Annotated in this window: 12 protein-coding genes; 9 read left to right on the forward strand and 3 right to left on the reverse strand. The window is 53.0% G+C overall.

Translation table 11 applies throughout. From position 1 onward, the window contains the following. The first annotated feature begins 68 nt into the window (after positions 1-68). The 5 genes from BW972_RS10190 (at position 69) to BW972_RS10215 (ending at position 7,352) form a co-directional block, all read left to right on the forward strand. Entirely contained in the window at positions 69-1,682 is a 1,614-nt protein-coding gene (locus BW972_RS10190) for a class I SAM-dependent methyltransferase (protein ID WP_076422010.1), read from the forward strand. Positions 1,683-1,692: 10 nt separating this feature from the next. Then, positions 1,693-2,142, forward strand: a complete 450-nt coding sequence (locus tag BW972_RS10195) for a GNAT family N-acetyltransferase (protein ID WP_076422011.1) — start codon at positions 1,693-1,695, stop codon at positions 2,140-2,142. A gap of 376 nt (positions 2,143-2,518) precedes the next feature. Next, entirely contained in the window at positions 2,519-4,450 is a 1,932-nt protein-coding gene (locus tag BW972_RS10205) for a M13 family metallopeptidase (RefSeq protein ID WP_143732028.1), read from the forward strand. 185 nt (positions 4,451-4,635) lie between these two features. Next, complete coding sequence (locus BW972_RS10210) at positions 4,636-5,109, forward strand: (2Fe-2S)-binding protein (RefSeq protein WP_076422014.1); 474 nt, start codon at positions 4,636-4,638, stop codon at positions 5,107-5,109. 8 nt (positions 5,110-5,117) lie between these two features. Continuing rightward, positions 5,118-7,352: a xanthine dehydrogenase family protein molybdopterin-binding subunit gene (locus BW972_RS10215; RefSeq protein WP_076422015.1), complete on the forward strand. Its 2,235-nt coding sequence runs from the start codon at positions 5,118-5,120 to the stop codon at positions 7,350-7,352. Positions 7,353-7,369: 17 nt separating this feature from the next. Here BW972_RS10215 and BW972_RS10220 read toward each other — a convergent pair whose 3' ends face one another. Next, the gene (locus BW972_RS10220; protein ID WP_076422016.1) at positions 7,370-8,893 is read right to left on the reverse strand and encodes a malate:quinone oxidoreductase; all 1,524 of its coding nucleotides are present in this window, start codon (positions 8,891-8,893) and stop codon (positions 7,370-7,372) included. Between the two features lie 302 nt (positions 8,894-9,195). Here BW972_RS10220 and BW972_RS10225 point away from each other — a divergent pair, with 302 nt between their 5' ends. Next, positions 9,196-10,206, forward strand: a complete 1,011-nt coding sequence (locus BW972_RS10225) for a hypothetical protein (RefSeq protein ID WP_076422017.1) — start codon at positions 9,196-9,198, stop codon at positions 10,204-10,206. Here BW972_RS10225 and BW972_RS10230 read toward each other — a convergent pair. Together BW972_RS10230 and BW972_RS10235 are read right to left on the reverse strand one after the other, a co-directional pair. After that, the gene (locus tag BW972_RS10230; protein WP_076422018.1) at positions 10,203-11,735 is read right to left on the reverse strand and encodes a sensor histidine kinase; all 1,533 of its coding nucleotides are present in this window, start codon (positions 11,733-11,735) and stop codon (positions 10,203-10,205) included. The genes BW972_RS10225 and BW972_RS10230 overlap by 4 nt on opposite strands. Positions 11,736-11,749: 14 nt before the next feature. Beyond that, a complete protein-coding gene (locus BW972_RS10235) occupies positions 11,750-12,904 on the reverse strand; it encodes an acyl-CoA dehydrogenase family protein (RefSeq protein ID WP_234986346.1) in 1,155 nt (384 codons plus the stop codon). 409 nt (positions 12,905-13,313) lie between these two features. On the opposite strand from BW972_RS10235, the gene BW972_RS10240 reads away from it, so the two are divergent. From BW972_RS10240 to BW972_RS10250, 3 genes are all read left to right on the forward strand, one after another. Beyond that, positions 13,314-15,821, forward strand: coding sequence for a penicillin-binding protein 1A (locus tag BW972_RS10240; RefSeq protein WP_076422136.1), 2,508 nt, complete (start codon positions 13,314-13,316; stop codon positions 15,819-15,821). A 249-nt stretch (positions 15,822-16,070) separates the two neighbouring features. Beyond that, entirely contained in the window at positions 16,071-16,745 is a 675-nt protein-coding gene (locus tag BW972_RS10245; RefSeq protein ID WP_076422020.1) for a response regulator transcription factor, read from the forward strand. Continuing rightward, positions 16,745-18,019, forward strand: coding sequence for a sensor histidine kinase (locus tag BW972_RS10250; protein WP_076422021.1), 1,275 nt, complete (start codon positions 16,745-16,747; stop codon positions 18,017-18,019). Before BW972_RS10245 ends, BW972_RS10250 begins: the two co-directional genes overlap by 1 nt. Positions 18,020-18,022 lie beyond the last annotated feature (3 nt).

The following is an 18,022-nucleotide window of genomic DNA, read 5'->3' on the forward strand; positions in this document are numbered from 1 at the left end:
TCCGTAAATTTCTATCCTTGAAGGATGACTGCGATTAGTTAAAAAGATGATATTCGTTACTATTTGATATGAGAAGTAAAAGCGAACTTCGGGAAACCATCTTCCGTCACCTGGATGGTATTGTAACAGCCCCTACGGCTTTCAGCCTCCACAAACACGGTGTATTAGAATATCTGCAGCAAGAGCAGGAAGCAACTCTGGAAGAGTTGGTGACTAGATTTAAAGCGAACGATGGCTACCTGAACGTGGCACTGCGCGTGCTCTGCTCCCAGGGCTGGCTGTCACAGGTCCTCGACAATGCAACAGATCAGGTAACTTACCGCATGACAGACCGCGGCCGACTGGCTATTCCGCTGGTATACCTGTATGAAGACGTCGTGAAGCTGATGCAGCTGTCGGGCAAGTACCACCCGCGCAAATTTGAGAAGGAGCCTTACCAGCTTTGGGCTAAAGTAGCAGACAGGTATAGGGATGGGTATGGACTGACGCTTTCGGACGATGCGGAGGAGCGCAGTGTGCAGGAGCAGGTGCTCAAACACATCGAAGGTTTACTGATGGGACCGACCATCGTACTGCTGGGCATGAACGGGATGTTTCATAAATACTTTATGGAAAGCCGCTTCAGTCCGGAGGAATTTCACGAGAACCATGAGGACTTCCGCAAGATACTGGATCTGTTTGCACACCTGGGCTGGTTCCGCAAAGTGCGCGACCAGTACGAATACACTGAAGAGGGCGTGTTTTTTGCCAAAAGGGGTAGCGCCTATGGTGTGACCGTATCCTACATCCCTACGTTTCGCCACCTCGACGAACTGATCTTTGGCAACCCGAATGTGCTCTGGGACAAGCCGGAAGGCGCACCTGAGCTGCACGTGGACCGCGAAATGAACGTATGGGGCAGCGGTGGTGCCCACGCCACATACTTTAATGTAATCGATGAGATCATCATCGAACTCTTTAACCGGCCTATCCATGAACAGCCAAAAGGCATACTGGACATGGGTTGCGGCAACGGCGCCTTTCTGCAGCACATGTTTGATGTGATCGAACGACAGACCGAGCGAGGCAAAGTACTGGACCAATACCCTCTCTTCCTGGTGGGGGCTGACTACAACCAGGCTGCTCTCAAAGTAACGCGGGCCAACCTGATCAAGGCAGACATCTGGGCCAAGGTGATCTGGGGTGACATCGGTCGTCCGGACCTGCTGGCAGATGACCTGCGCGAGAACTACAACATTGACCTGCGCGAACTCCTCAACGTGCGCACCTTCCTGGATCATAACCGGATCTGGGAGCGTCCGGCGCAACGCGATCCGAACCGTCTGAGCCAGTCTACCGGCGCCTTTGCTTTCAGAGGCAAGCGGATCAGCAACAATGAGGTGGAGGACAACCTGCTGGAGCACCTCAAAAAGTGGACGCCCTATGTGGATAAGTTCGGTCTGCTGACCATGGAGCTGCATACCATCCCCCCTGCCCTGGCAGCAGCTAACCTCGGTAAAACAGCTGCTACCGCTTACGATGCAACCCACGGGTTCTCAGACCAATACATCGTGGAAGTGGAAGTATTTCATAAAGTGGCAGGTGAAGCTGGTTTGCATCCCGATAAAGGTGCTTTCCGTCGCTTTCCGGACTCCGACATGGCAACCATCAGCATTAACCTGCTGAAGGGTAAAACCCAGTAAGGCTACCCCAATGCTGACTATCCGCAAAGCCGAACTGCGCGACCTCAAAGCCGTCAAAGCCATCGACCAGCTGTTGTTCGGTGCGGACAGTTACCCGCTTTTTGTGCTGCGCCAGTTCTATGACATCACCGGCGACTACCTGCTGGTGGCGGAGACAGGAGGCGAAGTGATAGGCTATATGCTGTCACACCTGGACCAGGCAAAATCACAGGGCTGGCTGCTCTCGCTCGGGGTGCTGCCGGCGCACCGGGGCAAGCGCATCGGCGAAAAGTTGATGGCCGCCTCTATGGCCGCTATGGAAAAACAGGGCGCTTCCATCCTATACCTGACCGTGCACCCTGACAATGCAGCTGGCATCAGCATCTATACCCGGCTGGGCTTTGAGATGCAGGAACAAGTAGCGGGTTATTACCTGGATGAAAGCCCGCGGCTGCTAATGAGCAGGCAGGTGAACCACTAGCCATACCTGCATTCCAGTACAATCTCCATGAGCGGGCCACTAAACTTTAAACGGCCTTTTTGTGTTACAGCTAAACATCGCCATAACATCGGCTTCTCAAAAATAAACTGCATAATTTCGCTAATTAGCCTTATTTTAGGGCATTCAAACGAAGCCTGTCCAAAGGTCATCTGTTTGAGCATTTTAAAACAATCAATCTAACATGAAAAACACAAAAGACACTGCTAATCTGTCACAGACTGTGAAAGAGTCGTCTGTTTGGAAAAACCGCCTGAGACTGTTGCTTTTCGGAGCGGCAACTTTCTGCGCAGTAGAGGTTTCCGCACAGAATGGTGGTAAACCTGCCAGCCAGGCCAAGTTCATCGACAAGTCGAACATGGACACGAAAGTGAAGCCAGGTGACGACTTCTATACCTACGCCAATGGCGTATGGCTGCGTAACAACCCGGTTCCGGCTAAGGAAACACGCTGGGGAAGCTTCAACCAGCTGCGCGACTTCAACATCATTGCCGTTCGCACGATTCTGAACGAATCTGCTGCTAAAACCAACGCCCCTGCCGGTTCGGTTGAGAAACGTGTAGGTGACTTCTATGCCGCCGCCATGGACAGCGCCGCCATCGATAAGCTAGGCTATACCCCGATCAAAGCTGACCTGGAACGCATCAAAGGTTTGCAGGACATCAACGCTGTGCTGAACGAGGTGGCTTACCTGCGCAGCACCGGTGCCGCTGCTCCAATGTTCGGATTCTACGTGGGCCAGGACCGCAAGAATGTGGAAGTGATGATCCCGCAGCTGAGCCAGGGCGGTACTACCCTGCCTGACCGCGATTACTACCTGAAGAATGATGCCCGCAGCACCCGTATTCAGGATGCCTACAAAACCTACATCACAAAACTCTTCACGCTGACCGGCACAGATCAGGCTACTGCACAGAAAAATGCTGAGACCATCTTCAACATCGAGAAGAAAATGGCTGAGGCGCAGATGGCCCGTGTAGAGATGCGCGACCCGCACAAGACTTATAACAAGTTTGCCGTAGCCGACTTCAGCAAGACTACGCCAAACATGGACTGGAAGCAGCTGATGACGAAGCTGAAAGTGACAGGTGAAGACACGATCCTGGTGAACAATCCGAAGTTCTTTACCGAGCTGAACACCATGCTCACGTCTACTCCGGTTGCTGACTGGCAGACTTACCTGCAGTTCAACGTGCTCAAGTCTGCAGCGCCATACCTGAGCTCTGACTTTGTGGATGCCAACTTCGCATTCACCCAGACACTGTCTGGCCAGAAGGTACAGACGCCACGCTGGCAGCGCATGTCGCAGCTGACAGATGGCACTATAGGTGAGCTACTTGGGCAGCTGTACGTGCAGAAACACTTTAAACCCGAAGCAAAGGCTCGTATGGACGAAATGATCGCTAACCTGATCAAAGCCTACGAGATCCGCATCAAAGGTCTGGACTGGATGTCGCCTGAGACAAAAGAGAAAGCCCTGGCAAAACTCTATACCTTCCGCCCTAAAGTGGGGTATCCTGAGAAATGGAAAACGTACGATGGCCTGGAAGTGAACCGCAATGCCTTCTTCCAGAACGTGCGCAACGCCGGCCAGTGGGGTTATAACGACATGATCAGTCAGTTGGGTAAGCCAGTAGACAGAACCAAGTGGGGCATGACGCCTCCGACTGTGAACGCCTACTACAGCCCGGTGATGAACGAGATCGTGTTCCCGGCAGGTATCCTGCAGTTCCCGTTCTTCGACCCGAACGCGGATGACGCTGTGAACTACGGTGGTATCGGTGCGGTGATTGGACACGAAATCTCCCACGGTTTCGACGACTCCGGTAGCCAGTACGACAAAGACGGTAACCTGCGCAACTGGTGGACGGATGCTGACCGTGCCCGCTTCCAGGAGAAAGCTGACCAGTTGGTGAAGCAGTTCAACGACTACACCGTACAGGACACGATCCACGTGAACGGCAAGCTGACTTTGGGTGAGAACATCGGTGACCTGGGTGGCCTGAGCGCTGCTTACGAAGCCTTTAAAATGACCAAGCAGGGCAAGTCGAAGAAGAAGATCGATGGCTTTACGCCAGATCAGCGCTTCTTCCTTTCGTGGGCACAGGTATGGAGAACCAATATCCTTCCTGAAACAGAAGCTCAGCTTATCCTGACAGACACGCACTCACCAGGCAAGTACCGTACAATCGGTGCCCCTGTGAACATGGACGCCTGGTACAAGGCCTTCAATGTGAAGCCAGGTGATAAGCTCTACATCGCGCCGGAGAACAGAATCAGAATCTGGTAATTAGCGTTAAGCTTATTTTACAAAGCCCTCCCGACAACATTGTCGGGAGGGCTTTGCTGTTTTAAGTAGTTTATACCTATACCTATCAGAGGCGGACAGAGCTGGTAACCAAAGTGATACCCGAGCGTAACCCAAAAGGATAAGCTTATAGCAAGAAGCAAGCTTCCATCCGCAAGTTTACCGCCATGTCACAGCAATTCAGATTGAACATTAATGGTCGTCAGGTTTCTGTCACGGCTGACAAAAACACCCCGCTTCTGTATATCCTTCGGGATGACCTGCAGCTTAACGGACCTAAATACGGCTGTGGCATTGCCCAGTGCGGCTCCTGTATGATACTCGTTAATGGGGAGGCGCGAACTTCCTGCGTAATGCCTGTATCTGCTGTCGGAAATGCGAAGATCACAACACTCGAAGGTATAGGCACTGCCGAAAAACCCCATCCACTGCAGCTGGCTTTTCAGGAAGAGCAGGCTGCCCAGTGTGGCTACTGCCTGAACGGTATGGTGATCACCGCCAAAGCCCTGCTCGACCAACAGGCATCGCCAGGTATAGATGAAATAAAAGAAGGCATGAACAGGGTGCTTTGCCGCTGTGGCACCCACTCCCGCATACTAAAGGCAGTGCAACGCGCAGCCGGAACCAGCAACAAAGGATAAGCCCCGCCATGAAAGACTCCTTCCAACTTCCCCCTGTTAACCGGCGTTCCTTCCTGAAGCAGTCCGGCCAGCTGCTGATCGGGTTCAGCCTTTTCCCGATGGTCATGTGCAGCCCCGACAATAAGGATGGCGACCAGACAAAAGTTGAGGAACAGCCTGGTCGGGCAGGTGCGGATGACATTGATTCCTGGATCAGCCTACGGGAAGACGGCACTGTGACCGTCATCACCGGCAAGCAGGAACTCGGGCAAGGTATACGCACTGCCCTGATGCAAATGGCGGCAGAAGAGCTGGACGTGCGCATGGATAGAGTGAGTATCATCACAGCGGATACCAGGCAGACACCTGACGAGCGCTACACAGCGGGCAGTCGCTCGATTGAAAGCAGTGGACGGGCCATCAGACAGGCGGCTGCAGAAGCACACATGCGCCTGCTACAATTAGCGGAAGAAAAACTGGGTGTGAAGTCAGAACAACTGTTAGTTACGGATGGAGTAGTACAGGCAAAAGACAACAGCAAGCAAAGCGTCAGCTACTGGGAACTGCTTAGCGGCAAAAAGCTTAGCGGCAAGATAAGTGGCAAAGCCCCATTAAAAAACCCAACCGATTATCAACTGGTCGGGCAGCCTTTACCCCGGCGGGAAATCATTCAAATGGCCACCGGTGGGGAAGTATTTGTCCACGATATGCGCTTACCGGGGATGGTGCACGCCCGCGTACTTCGTCCGCCAGGGTATGGCGCTACCCTACGGGCTATACCTGAACAGCGGGTCTCAAAAATGCCGGGCGTGCTGAAAGTGGTGCGAAATGGCAGTTTTGCTGCCGTAATTGCCACAAAAGAGTACCAGGCAATACAGGCTTTGGAAGCATTGAAGGCTGAAGCCACGTGGGAGTCTGGACCTGCATTGCCTCCACAGGATGAACTGTTCCAGGCCATGCAAAAGGTACGCGAAGGGCAAGCCGTGGAAGAAAGCGAAAGTATACAAGAAACCCTCCAAACAGCCGCCCTGCAGCACGAGGCCACCTATACCCGACCCTATCACATGCATGCCTCCATGGGTCCTTCCTGCGCCCTGGCCTTGTGGGAAGAAAACCGACTCACCATCTGGACGCACAGCCAGGGGGTATACCCGCTCCGAAACTCCATCGCAGACATGCTGCAGCTCGACAAAGAGCAGATAGATGTGATCGGGGTGCCGGGCGCAGGGTGCTATGGGCATAACGGCGCTGACGACGTGGCAGCCGATGCCGCCTTGCTGGCACGCAGTCTGTCGGGCTACCCGGTACGGGTACAGTGGATGCGCGAGGACGAGCACTGTTGGGAGCCTTATGGTTCAGCCATGGTCCTGCAGCTAAAGGCCGGACTGGACAAGCTGGGAAAAATTGTCGGTTGGGATACCCAGATCTGGTCAGATTCTCACAGCACCCGTCCGGGCGGTGAAGCCGGCCACTTACTGGCAGCCCAATACCTGGAAGACCCGTTTGAGAAGCCTGGCGGAGGCTACTCAGGCGGCAACCACCGCAATGCGAGTCCGCTCTATGATTTTCCGGATGTTCGGGTTGTATCCCACCCCTTCACAGGTCCATTACGAACCTCAGCATTGCGTGCACTGGGTGCCTACGCCAACATCTTTGCATTAGAGTCATTCATGGACGAAATGGCTGTGCTGGCCAGGCAGGACCCACTGGCTTTTCGGCTGAAGCATCTCAGTGACGAACGTGGCCGCGCAGTGCTGGAAGCTGCTGCAAAAGGAATTGACTGGGATAGGCGCTCTAAAGCCGATCACGGATTAGGTATAGCCTTTGCGCAGTACAAGAACGAGGCGGCCTACTTTGCGGTAGCGGCAGTAGTAGCCTACGACAGGAAGTCGCAGGAGCTACAGCTGATCCGACTGGTAGGCGCTATTGATGCCGGGCAGACCATCAACCCGGACGGACTTAAAAACCAGACAGAGGGCGGCATGATACAATCCGCCAGCTGGACGCTTCTGGAACAGATTACCTACGACAACAGCCGCGTAACGAGCCGTAACTGGGACACCTACCCTATTCTGCGGTTCAGGCAGGTGCCGGAAGTAGAAGTCCTGGTACTGGACCGGCCAGAGCTTCCTCCGCTAGGAGCCGGAGAAGCAGCACAGGGACCGACCGCTGCCGCCATCGCCAATGCTATCTACCGCGCGACAGGTAAACGCATGCGCGACCTGCCCATCACCCCGGATAAGATCCTAAGCAATAAGGTATAACGATAGCTGACTTATACCTACACTTCATTTTTAACTGTATTCTGCAGACCTAGTACCTCACTGGTCCAACTGCGTACCTTGCGTAGTAATTCAGCATCCTGTGCCAGTGACTCGCCATAAGAGGGAATCATTTCTTTCAACTTCTTCTGCCATGCTTCGCTCTGCATTTTCTGCGGAAAGCAACGGTCGAGCAGGCTGATCATAATGGAAACAGCCGTAGAGGCACCCGGAGAGGCTCCCAACAGAGCTGCCAGCGAACCATCCGCACCAGCGACTATTTCGGTGCCAAACTCCAGCACACCGCCCCCTTTCGGGCCCTTCTTGATGACCTGTACCCGCTGTCCGGCTACTTCCAGTTTCCAGTCTTCACCGCGGGCCTCGGGGTAATACTGTCGCAAGGCTTCTACCCGTTCATCCGGTGACTGCCGCACCTGGTTGATCAGGTACTGTGTCAGCGGCATGTTCTTCACGCCAGCTGACAGCATCGGATGCAGGTTGTTTACTTTGAGTGAGAGCGGCAGATCAAAGAAAGAGCCGTTTTTCAGGAACTTGGTTGTGAAGCCGGCATAGGGACCAAAAAGCAGTTCCCGCTTACCATTGATAAAGCGTGTATCCAGGTGTGGTACCGACATAGGCGGGGAGCCGACGGAGGCCTTCCCGTATACCTTGGCATGGTGCTGCTCGACCACGTCCGGATTGGTGCACTTGAGCCACTGGCCGCTCACCGGAAATCCACCAAAGCCCTTGCCCTCTGGTATACCTGACTTAAGCAGCAGTGGCAGGGCTCCGCCACCAGCCCCGATAAAGACAAAGTTCGCTCTTACCTTGTGCTTTACCCTTGTCTCACGGTGCCTCACACGCACGCTCCAGCGGTTGTCTGGCCGTTGCTTCAGCTTGCGCACGTCATAGCCAAAGTGTAGTTGAACACCATCCATTTTGCTCAACTGCTCAAACATACAGCGGGTAAGCGCGCCAAAATTAACATCAGTGCCTAGATCCATACGCGTAGCCGCTACTTTCTCCAGCAGGTCGCGTCCCTCCATTACCAGCGGAATCCAGGACTTCAGCTGTTCACAGTCCTCAGTATATTCCATCCCCTCAAACAGATGGCATTTGGTAAGGGCTGCATGTCGCTTACGCAGGAACTCCACATTGGCATCGCCCCACACAAAGCTCATGTGGGGAATACTCCGGATAAAGTTTTCTGGTATCTTAATGTGGTCTTCCTGGATCAGGTATGCCCAGAACTGTCGTGATATTTCAAAGGACTCGGCGATGCTGACAGCTTTGGAAGTATCAATCGTACCATCCGCTTTTTCAGGGGTATAATTTAGTTCACAGAAGGCAGCATGGCCGGTACCGGCATTGTTCCAGGCGTCCGAACTTTCTGCGGCCGCTTCATCCAGCCTCTCGAGCACCGTGATCCGCAGATCAGGTTGCAGCTCTTTTAGCATCATACCCAGCGTGGCGCTCATAATCCCCGCTCCTATCAGTACTATATCTGCCTCCGAAACATCAGGCAGTCCTTGTCCAGTTTTCATAAAAATCAAGCTTATTGTTCAGTAGCTATACTACGTAGTTACCTGTCTTTAGTATGCTATCCGAAAATCATTCTATTTTTTTCAAGTTCCGGACTAGTGGCCAAAGTAGAATTCCAACGGGTGAACGTCAAAAATCTGATGGTGAATGGATGGTGCTTCCTTTTTTGAACGAGCCGTTTACAACATTTTATAAATAGCTTGAACTCAAACACTTATATTGCGGTTGGTAAATCATCCCACACAACCATTACGCTACCAAAACCTACTGACAGTACTGCTGTCTTATGAAACAAATGTTAAATATGAGTATCTCCTTTTTGAATTTTTCAACACCTCAGTATGCTGGTAACAGATCACCCTATCCAACCGCTGACCAGCAAGAAACAGACATTCTCTCCGTGCGTTTTTGTCCGCAGCTCAAACTGCTGTGCTGCAAGTGGGAACGCTCTACTACTTCAGCTGAGCTAAGGCAATCTATTCGCCTACTGGCCCGGGCAGTTGCCATCCTCAAGGCAGAACTTCTGCTTGTCGAAATACCGGTGCAATACCACGTGACATCCGAAGACCGGCAGTGGGCTAAAAAATTCATGTGCGATGCACTACAGTATACCTCAATCCGGCGGGTAGCCCGTGTAGTGCCGACACAGGAGCAGAACAACCTGGTGCGGGAAGCAATTCTGACGCTGGGAGAAATGCCCTACGAAGCCAATATGTTTGATGACCGGGAAGAGGGCTTGCGTTGGCTGCTGGGCGATGACTACAAGGCAGTATCAGGTGAAGAATTTATCCGGGTTCCGCTTCACTTCAATTTGAAAATGATACGCTCGGGACTAAAGGACAGAGGCCAGGCCACTGTAGCGGTTGCTCCTGCTCAAAGCGGCAATCTGACCAGCATGCCCGACCCCCTTCCGGATTTGATTACCATTGAAACAGACTTTGTATCGATCATGCTGGACAAGGCGAAAAGCACCATGAACATCCGCTGGAAAAAAACGCCGCAGAGCAGACAGTACCGTTATGGCATGCTCAAGGCAGCCCGCGCATTGATGGAGCACCGATTAGAGCGGCTGCTGCTCAATAACCAGCGGCTGGGTGTGCTCACGCTCGAAGATCAGGGCTGGTTGATTTCAACGGCACAGCAATTGCTCCCCAAACTGAACCTGCGTAAACTGGCGGTGATAACCTCTGCGGATGCCCTGCAGCAAATGAGCAGCGAAAATATAGGCAAGAAACTAAAACAAGCTGCCCTGAACCATCAGGCTCACTATTTCATGGCGGAAGAGGATGCCCTGGAGTGGCTGAGGGTGGACTAAGGACGTTTGATTTGCACAGGCAATGAAACGGTGAAGGTAGTGCCCTCCCCTTCCTTACTTGTTACAGTTACTGTGCCGCCGCTGTTGCTTACAATACGCTTCACTATGTAGAGGCCAATGCCGCTACCCTGCACGTGCATATGCATCCGTTTGAATAACTGGAAAACTCTGTCCTGTCTGCCAGTAGGGATGCCCAGGCCATTGTCCTGCACGCTCAGCAAAAAAAGGTCCTGCTCTATAGCAGTACGGATTTTAATGTGAAGTTGACGTTGCGGAGCGTGGTACTTGATTGCATTGCTCATCAGGTTGAGCAATATGCTTTTAAAGTTTTTTCGGGAAAATAAAATATGCGGAGCCTGCTTGATGTCAACTTCAATCACAGCACCTGTTTTGTCTATTTCGGGCTGAAGCAGCTGCTGTACATCGGCTACCATGTCTGCGACGCTAAGTTCGCTCGCCTCCTGTCCAAAGCTGCGCTGTATGCGGGCTACTTCTGTCAGGTCCTCGATGGTGGCCTTGAAGCGTTCCACTGAACGTCGGATGTGTTCCAGCTCAGGCACCTCTCCCGGTTGCTGACTAAGACTTTCCTCCAAAAGGTTGACCAGGCCTTCTATGTTTAGGATAGGAGATTTGAGATCATGCGAGGCTGTGTACACAAAGGTGTCCAGGTCTTCGTTCACTACCCGGAGTTCTTCATTGAGTTTCTGCAGTTCATCTACATGGGCCAACGTACGTTGCCTGGCCTGAGTGGCCTCTGTTACATCATTTACGATCGCGATCTTGTAAGGGGAGGAACTCTCGGCATCAATGTCACCGATCGATATCTCCAGAAACTTGCGGCTGTCTCCTTTACCCAACTCAAAAATGCGTTTCTGCTTGCTATGGTAGCCGTCGGAAATAAAATCCTGCAGTGCGTTCCGTTCATTCACAGGAAAATGGTCGGCAAAGGCAATGCCTAGAATTTCCCGGTCGGTGCGGCCCAGCAGGCGCACAATGTAATTATTCACGTTGAGCACCGTACCATCTTTTGCCAGTAGCGCTGCTCCGATCGGTGCCTCATCCAGTACACGGGCCATGTAGTTTACCCGGACTTTCTCCATGTAGTTAGGCGTAAAGGCCGTGATGGAAGAACTGGCGGACCGGATGCGCACATAGCTGCGACGCTGTTCGGTACGTTGCACAGCGTCCTCCACGATCGGAACTAAGCCGGTACCGAGTTCATTTGTAACGGCTTGTATAGTCGGTCCTACAAAGGGAGCAAACTGCAGGGAGTTCTTTACTTTCTGGTGGTTTGCTTTATCATTGATCAGCAGTATAGAAATGGCCTTGTCCCTGGAGAATGACTCCTGAGCGATACGGACCGGGTTGAGGACCTGCTCGCCTACCAGCAGCGTGTCACATGCTGTCAGATTAGCTTTGTTTCCCAGTATATCTTCTTCCCTGACTGCCTGCAAGGTGATGTCCTCCAGCTCTTCCTGAAAGAGGTGCAGGGTATCTTCGTGCAGTCCTATGTAATAGACACATTTCATCTTGGTCGCCAGTGTTAGCTGTCCAGAATAGGTTGATCGAGCAGCGCCCTTCCGAGCCAGGTATAAAGCAGGTCGGTGGTCGGTGCCATTACGTGGGCGGCACGTGCATCGCGCAGCAGCACATCGAGGCGGGAGTTGTCGCGGTAGGCAATGCCACCGGCCAGTGTCATGGCCTCGTTCACTACATCTACGGCACAGTGCGCTACCTCTGCTTTGGCTGATAATATAGGCAGTACAGCGGCAGGGTCACCCTGGTCGGCCAGTTCGGTGGCATGATAGATCAGGCGGCGGGTGCGTTCGATCTTGGCCCACAGCATACCTGCACGGTGCTGCAGCAGGGCCAGCTGTGACAGGGACATGCCACTGTGGCGATGCGTACGGTCCATCAGGTGCTGGCGCACATTGTCAAAGGCTGCCTGTGCTATACCCAGGTAAGTGCCCGACATGGCTGTCAGAAAAAATGGAGCCACCACCTGAAACACGTACCAGAGCTGATCACCCCGCTCGCCCAGCAGGTTTTGTACCGGTACCCGCACATCATTCAGCGTCAGGCTGCGTGAAGAATTGCCACGCATGCCCAGACCTTTCCATTCACCGCCCCACTCCAGGCCACTTCGGTCCTTTTCAACCACCACACAGGAAAACTCATGCAAAGTGGCATCAGGTTCTATACCCATTGTAGACACCACATAGGAGTCTGCTTTGCCTCCGTTTGTCACGAACGTTTTGCTGCCGCGAATCAGGTATTCGTCATCAGACTGTAGCAGGAGCTGCGTCTGCGGGAAATAAAAGTGCGATCCGGTGCCGGGCTCGCTCAGGGCCAGTGTGGTCAGGTGCTCACCGGCCGCGATCGGCTGCAAAAACTCATTCCGCTGTTGGTTGGTCGCCTTTGCCGCAATCACCGCCGTGCCAACACAGTGCATCCCATAGCAAAGCGCCGTAGAGGCCGACACAGTGCCAATGGTTTCGCAGGCACGTGCCAATGCGTAGAGCCCCTGCCCCATGCCCCCTTCTTCGCGGGGCACAACCAATCCGGCCAGACCATTGCGCTGCAGGGCCCTGATGCCTTCTTCGGGCCACTGTGCCTCCTGGTCCACACGGGGAGCCTCATCTTGAATGACGGTTTGTGTCGTCTGGTTTACCAGCTGCAGGATCTGATCTAAGTTCATGTGATAGGGCATTGGGTGAACGGCTGTAGGTATAAATTAATCTATTGCATAAAGCCGCTTGTACAAAACTACCTATAATATCAGGCTATAACTAATTTACACGACCAGGCGTTTGCTACCTCATTTAAAAATATGATGGGCAGCATCACGCATCCGAAATCACATACTGCCTTTTGAAGGTACAGGTTTAAGGAGATATGGCACTGAACACAGGAGCCGTTGCACGTTAGGGACAAATTGAATAAAATGCAGGTTAATTGCGTTGTCAGCCGTGGCTCAGAAACAAATTCAGGTGTCCTGAAAGTGTTTTTACCCGTAAGGCCTCTGAAAAAACCAGGAAAGGTATGGCGTGGTTATTGCCTGCTTCCTGGCGGCGGCTGCCACAGCAGTTGCGCAAAACTTACCTTATATGAAGCGTTTGCTCGTAAAGCTAATAAAATTAATCACATACGGCCTTCTAGTGCCCGTGCTCACATTTCTGGGCACGCAATTCCGACTGTTCTTCCAAAGTCAGAAGCCAAAGCTAACAGGCGCATACTGGAAGCAAAAGTGGCAGGCGATACGTCAGTTTAACCCCTTAAAGCCTCGTTTGTCAGAGCTGCGTTCTATGCTGCGCTTTGCCCTGAAAGGAGCGCTCTTTCTGCTGCTCGCATTTACCATCTTTTACCTGGCGGTATTTACAGGGATAGTGGGTGGTGCCGTTCCTTCACGCGCACAGCTGAAGGCAATCCAGAACAACACAGCCTCTGAGGTATACTCAGCAGACAGGGTCCTGCTCGGGCGCTACTACATCCAGGACCGCACCAACATCCGCTACGATGATATAGCGCCTGTAGCCATTGATGCGCTGGTTGCTACGGAGGACGTGCGTTTTTATGAGCACGGCGGCGTAGACACCCGAAGCCTGGCGCGGGTGTTTGTGAAGACGCTGATGATGGGCCAGGAAAGCTCTGGCGGAGGTAGTACCCTTAGCCAGCAGCTGGCCAAGAACCTCTTTCCGCGCAAAGGCTACCGCCTCTGGGATATGCCGGTCAACAAGATGCGCGAGATCATCATTGCCCGCAAGCTGGAAAGTATATACTCGAAGCAGGAATTGCTCGAGCTATACCTGAACACTGTGCCGATGGGCGGCAACCTCTACGGCATTGAGCGGGCTTCCCGCCGGTTCTTCAACACAACTGCCGACTCACTCAAGACAGAGCAGGCAGCCGTGCTGATCGGTATGCTGAAGGCCACGACCAGCTATAACCCGCGTCTGTACCCGGAGCGCTCGCTGAAGCGCCGGAATGTGGTACTCAACCAAATGGCCCGGTATAACTACCTAACCCCCCAGCAGGCTGACTCGCTGAAACAACTGCCACTCAAACTGAACTACCGCTATGTCACGCACAACGACGGCATGGCCCCTTACTTCCGGGAGCAGCTGCGGCAGGAATTGGTGCAGTGGGCCGCCTCCCAGCGCAAACAGAACGGGCAGCCTTACAACCTGTATACAGACGGACTGAAGATCTATACCACCATTGATTCCCGCATGCAGCGACATGCCGAGCAGGCGGTGCGCAAAAAAATGGCGCAGCTGCAGCAGCAATTTGATGCGCACTGGAAAGGCCGTACCCCCTGGGGTTCGGATGCATCGGTGATGCAGCTGGCCATGCAGCGCTCGGATCGCTATAAAAAACTAAAGGCAAACGGAGCCTCCGATGAAGAGGTGCTGGAGAATTTCCGGCAGCCGGTAAACATGCCGGTCTTCAGCTGGAAAGGCAACAGCAACAAGTCCATGACCCCGATGGACTCCCTCGCTTACTACCAGCGCTTTCTAAACACCGGCCTGCTGTCGATGGAGCCCGCTACCGGCTATGTGCGTGCCTGGGTGGGCGGCATCAACCACCACGCTTTTAAATATGACCATGTGCGCTCCCGCCGTCAGGTTGGCTCCACTTTCAAGCCATTTGTGTATGCTGCCGCTCTCGAGAAAGGCATAGATCCCTGCAATTATTTCCCGAATGAACTGACGACTTACCCCGAGTATGACGACTGGTCGCCACGAAACTCCAACGGGCAGTACGGTGGCGAGTATACCATGCGTGGTGCACTGGCACAGTCCGTCAACACCATTTCAGCGCACCTGATCCTGGAAACGGGTGTTGACCGCACCGTTGCCTTGGCCAGGCGCATGGGTATACAGCAGGACCTGCCACGGGTGCCTTCGCTGGCACTGGGCACGGCGGACCTTTCGCTCTTGGAAATGGTGAGCGCTTACTCGGCTTTTGCCAACGGTGGGTATAAGACGGCACCTATCTACATTGAGCGTATAGAGGACAGGCAGGGCCGCGTAGTACACCAGCATCGCAGCGGCAGCGGAACACAACGGGTGTTGTCGCGTGACAATGCGGCCATCATGCTGCACCTGCTACAGGGTGTGGTAGAAGAAGGCAGCGCCGCCCGCCTGCGAACTGAGTATGGTCTGCGCATGGATATTGCCGGCAAAACCGGTACCTCACAGGAGCACGCAGATGGTTGGTTCATCGGCATTACCCCTGAGCTGGTGACAGGTGTCTGGGTTGGGGCCGAAAGTCCGAAGGTCAGGTTCAGAACGATCAGCGAAGGCCAGGGATCGCGCACGGCCATGCCGGTGTGGGGCGAGTACATGCGACGGGTAGCCCAAGACAAAGAATTTGCCAGTCTGCGTACAGGTCGTTTTGCACCGCTGCCCTCTCACTTGCAGGGTATGCTCAGCTGTGCGTCTTACCGCGACGCACCACCAGAACCAGAGAATATATTTGACCGGATAGCTGACCGGGTTGTGAAAACCTATGAAGACTGGAAAAACCAGGCGAAGAGCAACCGCGAACGAAAAAAACAAGAAAGAAAGCGAAAGCAGGAAGAGAAAAAAGAAAAGCGCATCCGCTGGTTTTAAGTCAGGTATAGCACGATGACCCGAGTTGAATTTTGTATCGTTTCTGCCAACGGAGCTACTTCTGAGATTGTCCTGATTTGACAAAATTTGATTCTCTTGCCCCACCACGGGTACAGTTTTGTTTCATCATACGTTACGCCAACAGTATCTGGATAATGTTCGCTTAACCTGATCAAATACAGATTGTCTTCAGATTCATTTCATATACTTCGGGTTCTTTCCGTATACTTCGCGAAATAAGACGATTGAATGAAACTGCTGATAATTGAAGACGAGCAAGGCCTGAATGCTTCCATGGTGTCCTACCTGCAGCAGGGCGGCTATACCTGCGACGCTGCACTCAACTACCGCGACGGGGCCCGTATGCTGGCAGATCAGCACTATACCTGTGTGCTGGTTGACCTGACCCTGCCGGGTGGCAGTGGGCTTGACCTGGTGAGGCTCCTCAAAAAGAACAGCCCCGACACGGGCATCATCATCATATCTGCTAAGAATGCGCTCGACGATAAAATCACAGGGCTTGAGCTCGGGGCAGACGACTACCTGACCAAACCGTTCCATCTGTCAGAACTCAACGCCAGGCTGCGCTCCGTGATCAGACGCCGGAATTTCAACGGACAGAAAGTGATCCAGATCGGGAGCCTGGAGGTACACCCGGATTCGGCGGAGGCATTGGTGCAGGGACGCAAGCTCACGCTGACCAAGAAAGAGTATGACCTGCTCCTTTACTTTGTCACAAACAAAAACAGGGTGCTCACCAAAGACTCCATCGCCGAGCACCTGTGGGGTGACCACATCGAAACGCTCGACTCGCTTGACTTTGTGTACACGCACATCAAAAATCTGCGACGCAAAATAGTGGAGGCAGGTGGCGAGGACCCCATCACAACCGTGTATGGCATGGGTTATAAATTCAGCTTCTAATGCGTATTCTCACCAAGACGAGTCTCTACTACCTCCTGGTTTCGGTTATCGTGTTCCTGCTCGGAGGCCTGAGCTTTTACAAGATCCTGCAGACAGAGATTTACGACGAAGTAGATGATCAGCTCTTTACTGACAAAGAGAACATCATCGAGTACATCCGGCGGCACAATGAACTGCCCAGCGTAACCTCAGGTATATCGGAGGCCATCATTGTCAGGGAAACCAGTGCAAACGCCGGAGCCCTCGAAGCGCTGTCGGATACACTGATCTTCAGCACTTACGATGAAGAGTATGTGCCCTTTCGCAAACTCACATTCACAACTTACCAGGACGGCAAACCCTTTGAGTACACCATCCTCAAGTCGCTGATGGACTTCGAGGACCTGTTTGAGAGCACCATGCTGGCGATGGCCTGGATATTTGTGCTGTTGCTCGTCGGGCTGGCCGGGGTGAACTACTTCATTAACAAATACAACTGGCGAAACTTCTACGATACACTGGAGCGAGCGAAGCGCTACAGCCTGACACAGCGAAAACCGCTTGTACTGAAGCCATCCAACACCCAGGAGTTTCAGGAGCTGAATGAAGTGCTGCAGGCCATGACCGGCAAGATCCACAATGACTACCTCAACCTGAAAGAATTCACTGAAAACGCCTCACATGAAATACAGACGCCCCTGGCGATTGTGAGCAACAAACTGGAGCTATTCATGCAGTCCGACAACCTGACCATGCAGCAGGCAGCCATGCTGGACGAGATGCACGCCTCCATCAACCGCCTGTCGCGACTCAATCGTTCGCTCATTCTGTTGACCCGCATCGAGAACAGGGAGTTTTCAGAAAATGAAGTCATCCCTCTGCATGAGTTGCTGCAGGAGCAACTCGATCAGTTGCAAGAAATGATGCAGATGCACGATATCCAGGTTGAGATAGAAGCGATGCAACCTGTTTTTGTGGAGATGAACACTGGCCTCTGCGAGATACTGATATCCAACCTGCTGCTTAATGCCATCCGGCATAACAGTACGGGTGGCATCATCCGGATCAACCTGCAGGCAGACGAACTTTGTATCAAAAACTCAGGCGAAGCGCTACAGGATGAGCCGGTGAGTTTGTTTGAGCGCTTCAGAAGCGGCGGCAAGTTTTCCGGGTCACTGGGTATTGGACTGGCACTTGTCAGCAAAATCAGCGAACTCTATCAATTACAACCTTCCTATACCTATGAAGAGGGCCTGCACGTGCTCCGGTTAAATTTTCAGAAAAAAATCGCCTGATAC

It is taken from the genome of Pontibacter lucknowensis, from assembly GCF_900156415.1.
GTDB classification, from domain to species: domain Bacteria; phylum Bacteroidota; class Bacteroidia; order Cytophagales; family Hymenobacteraceae; genus Pontibacter; species Pontibacter lucknowensis.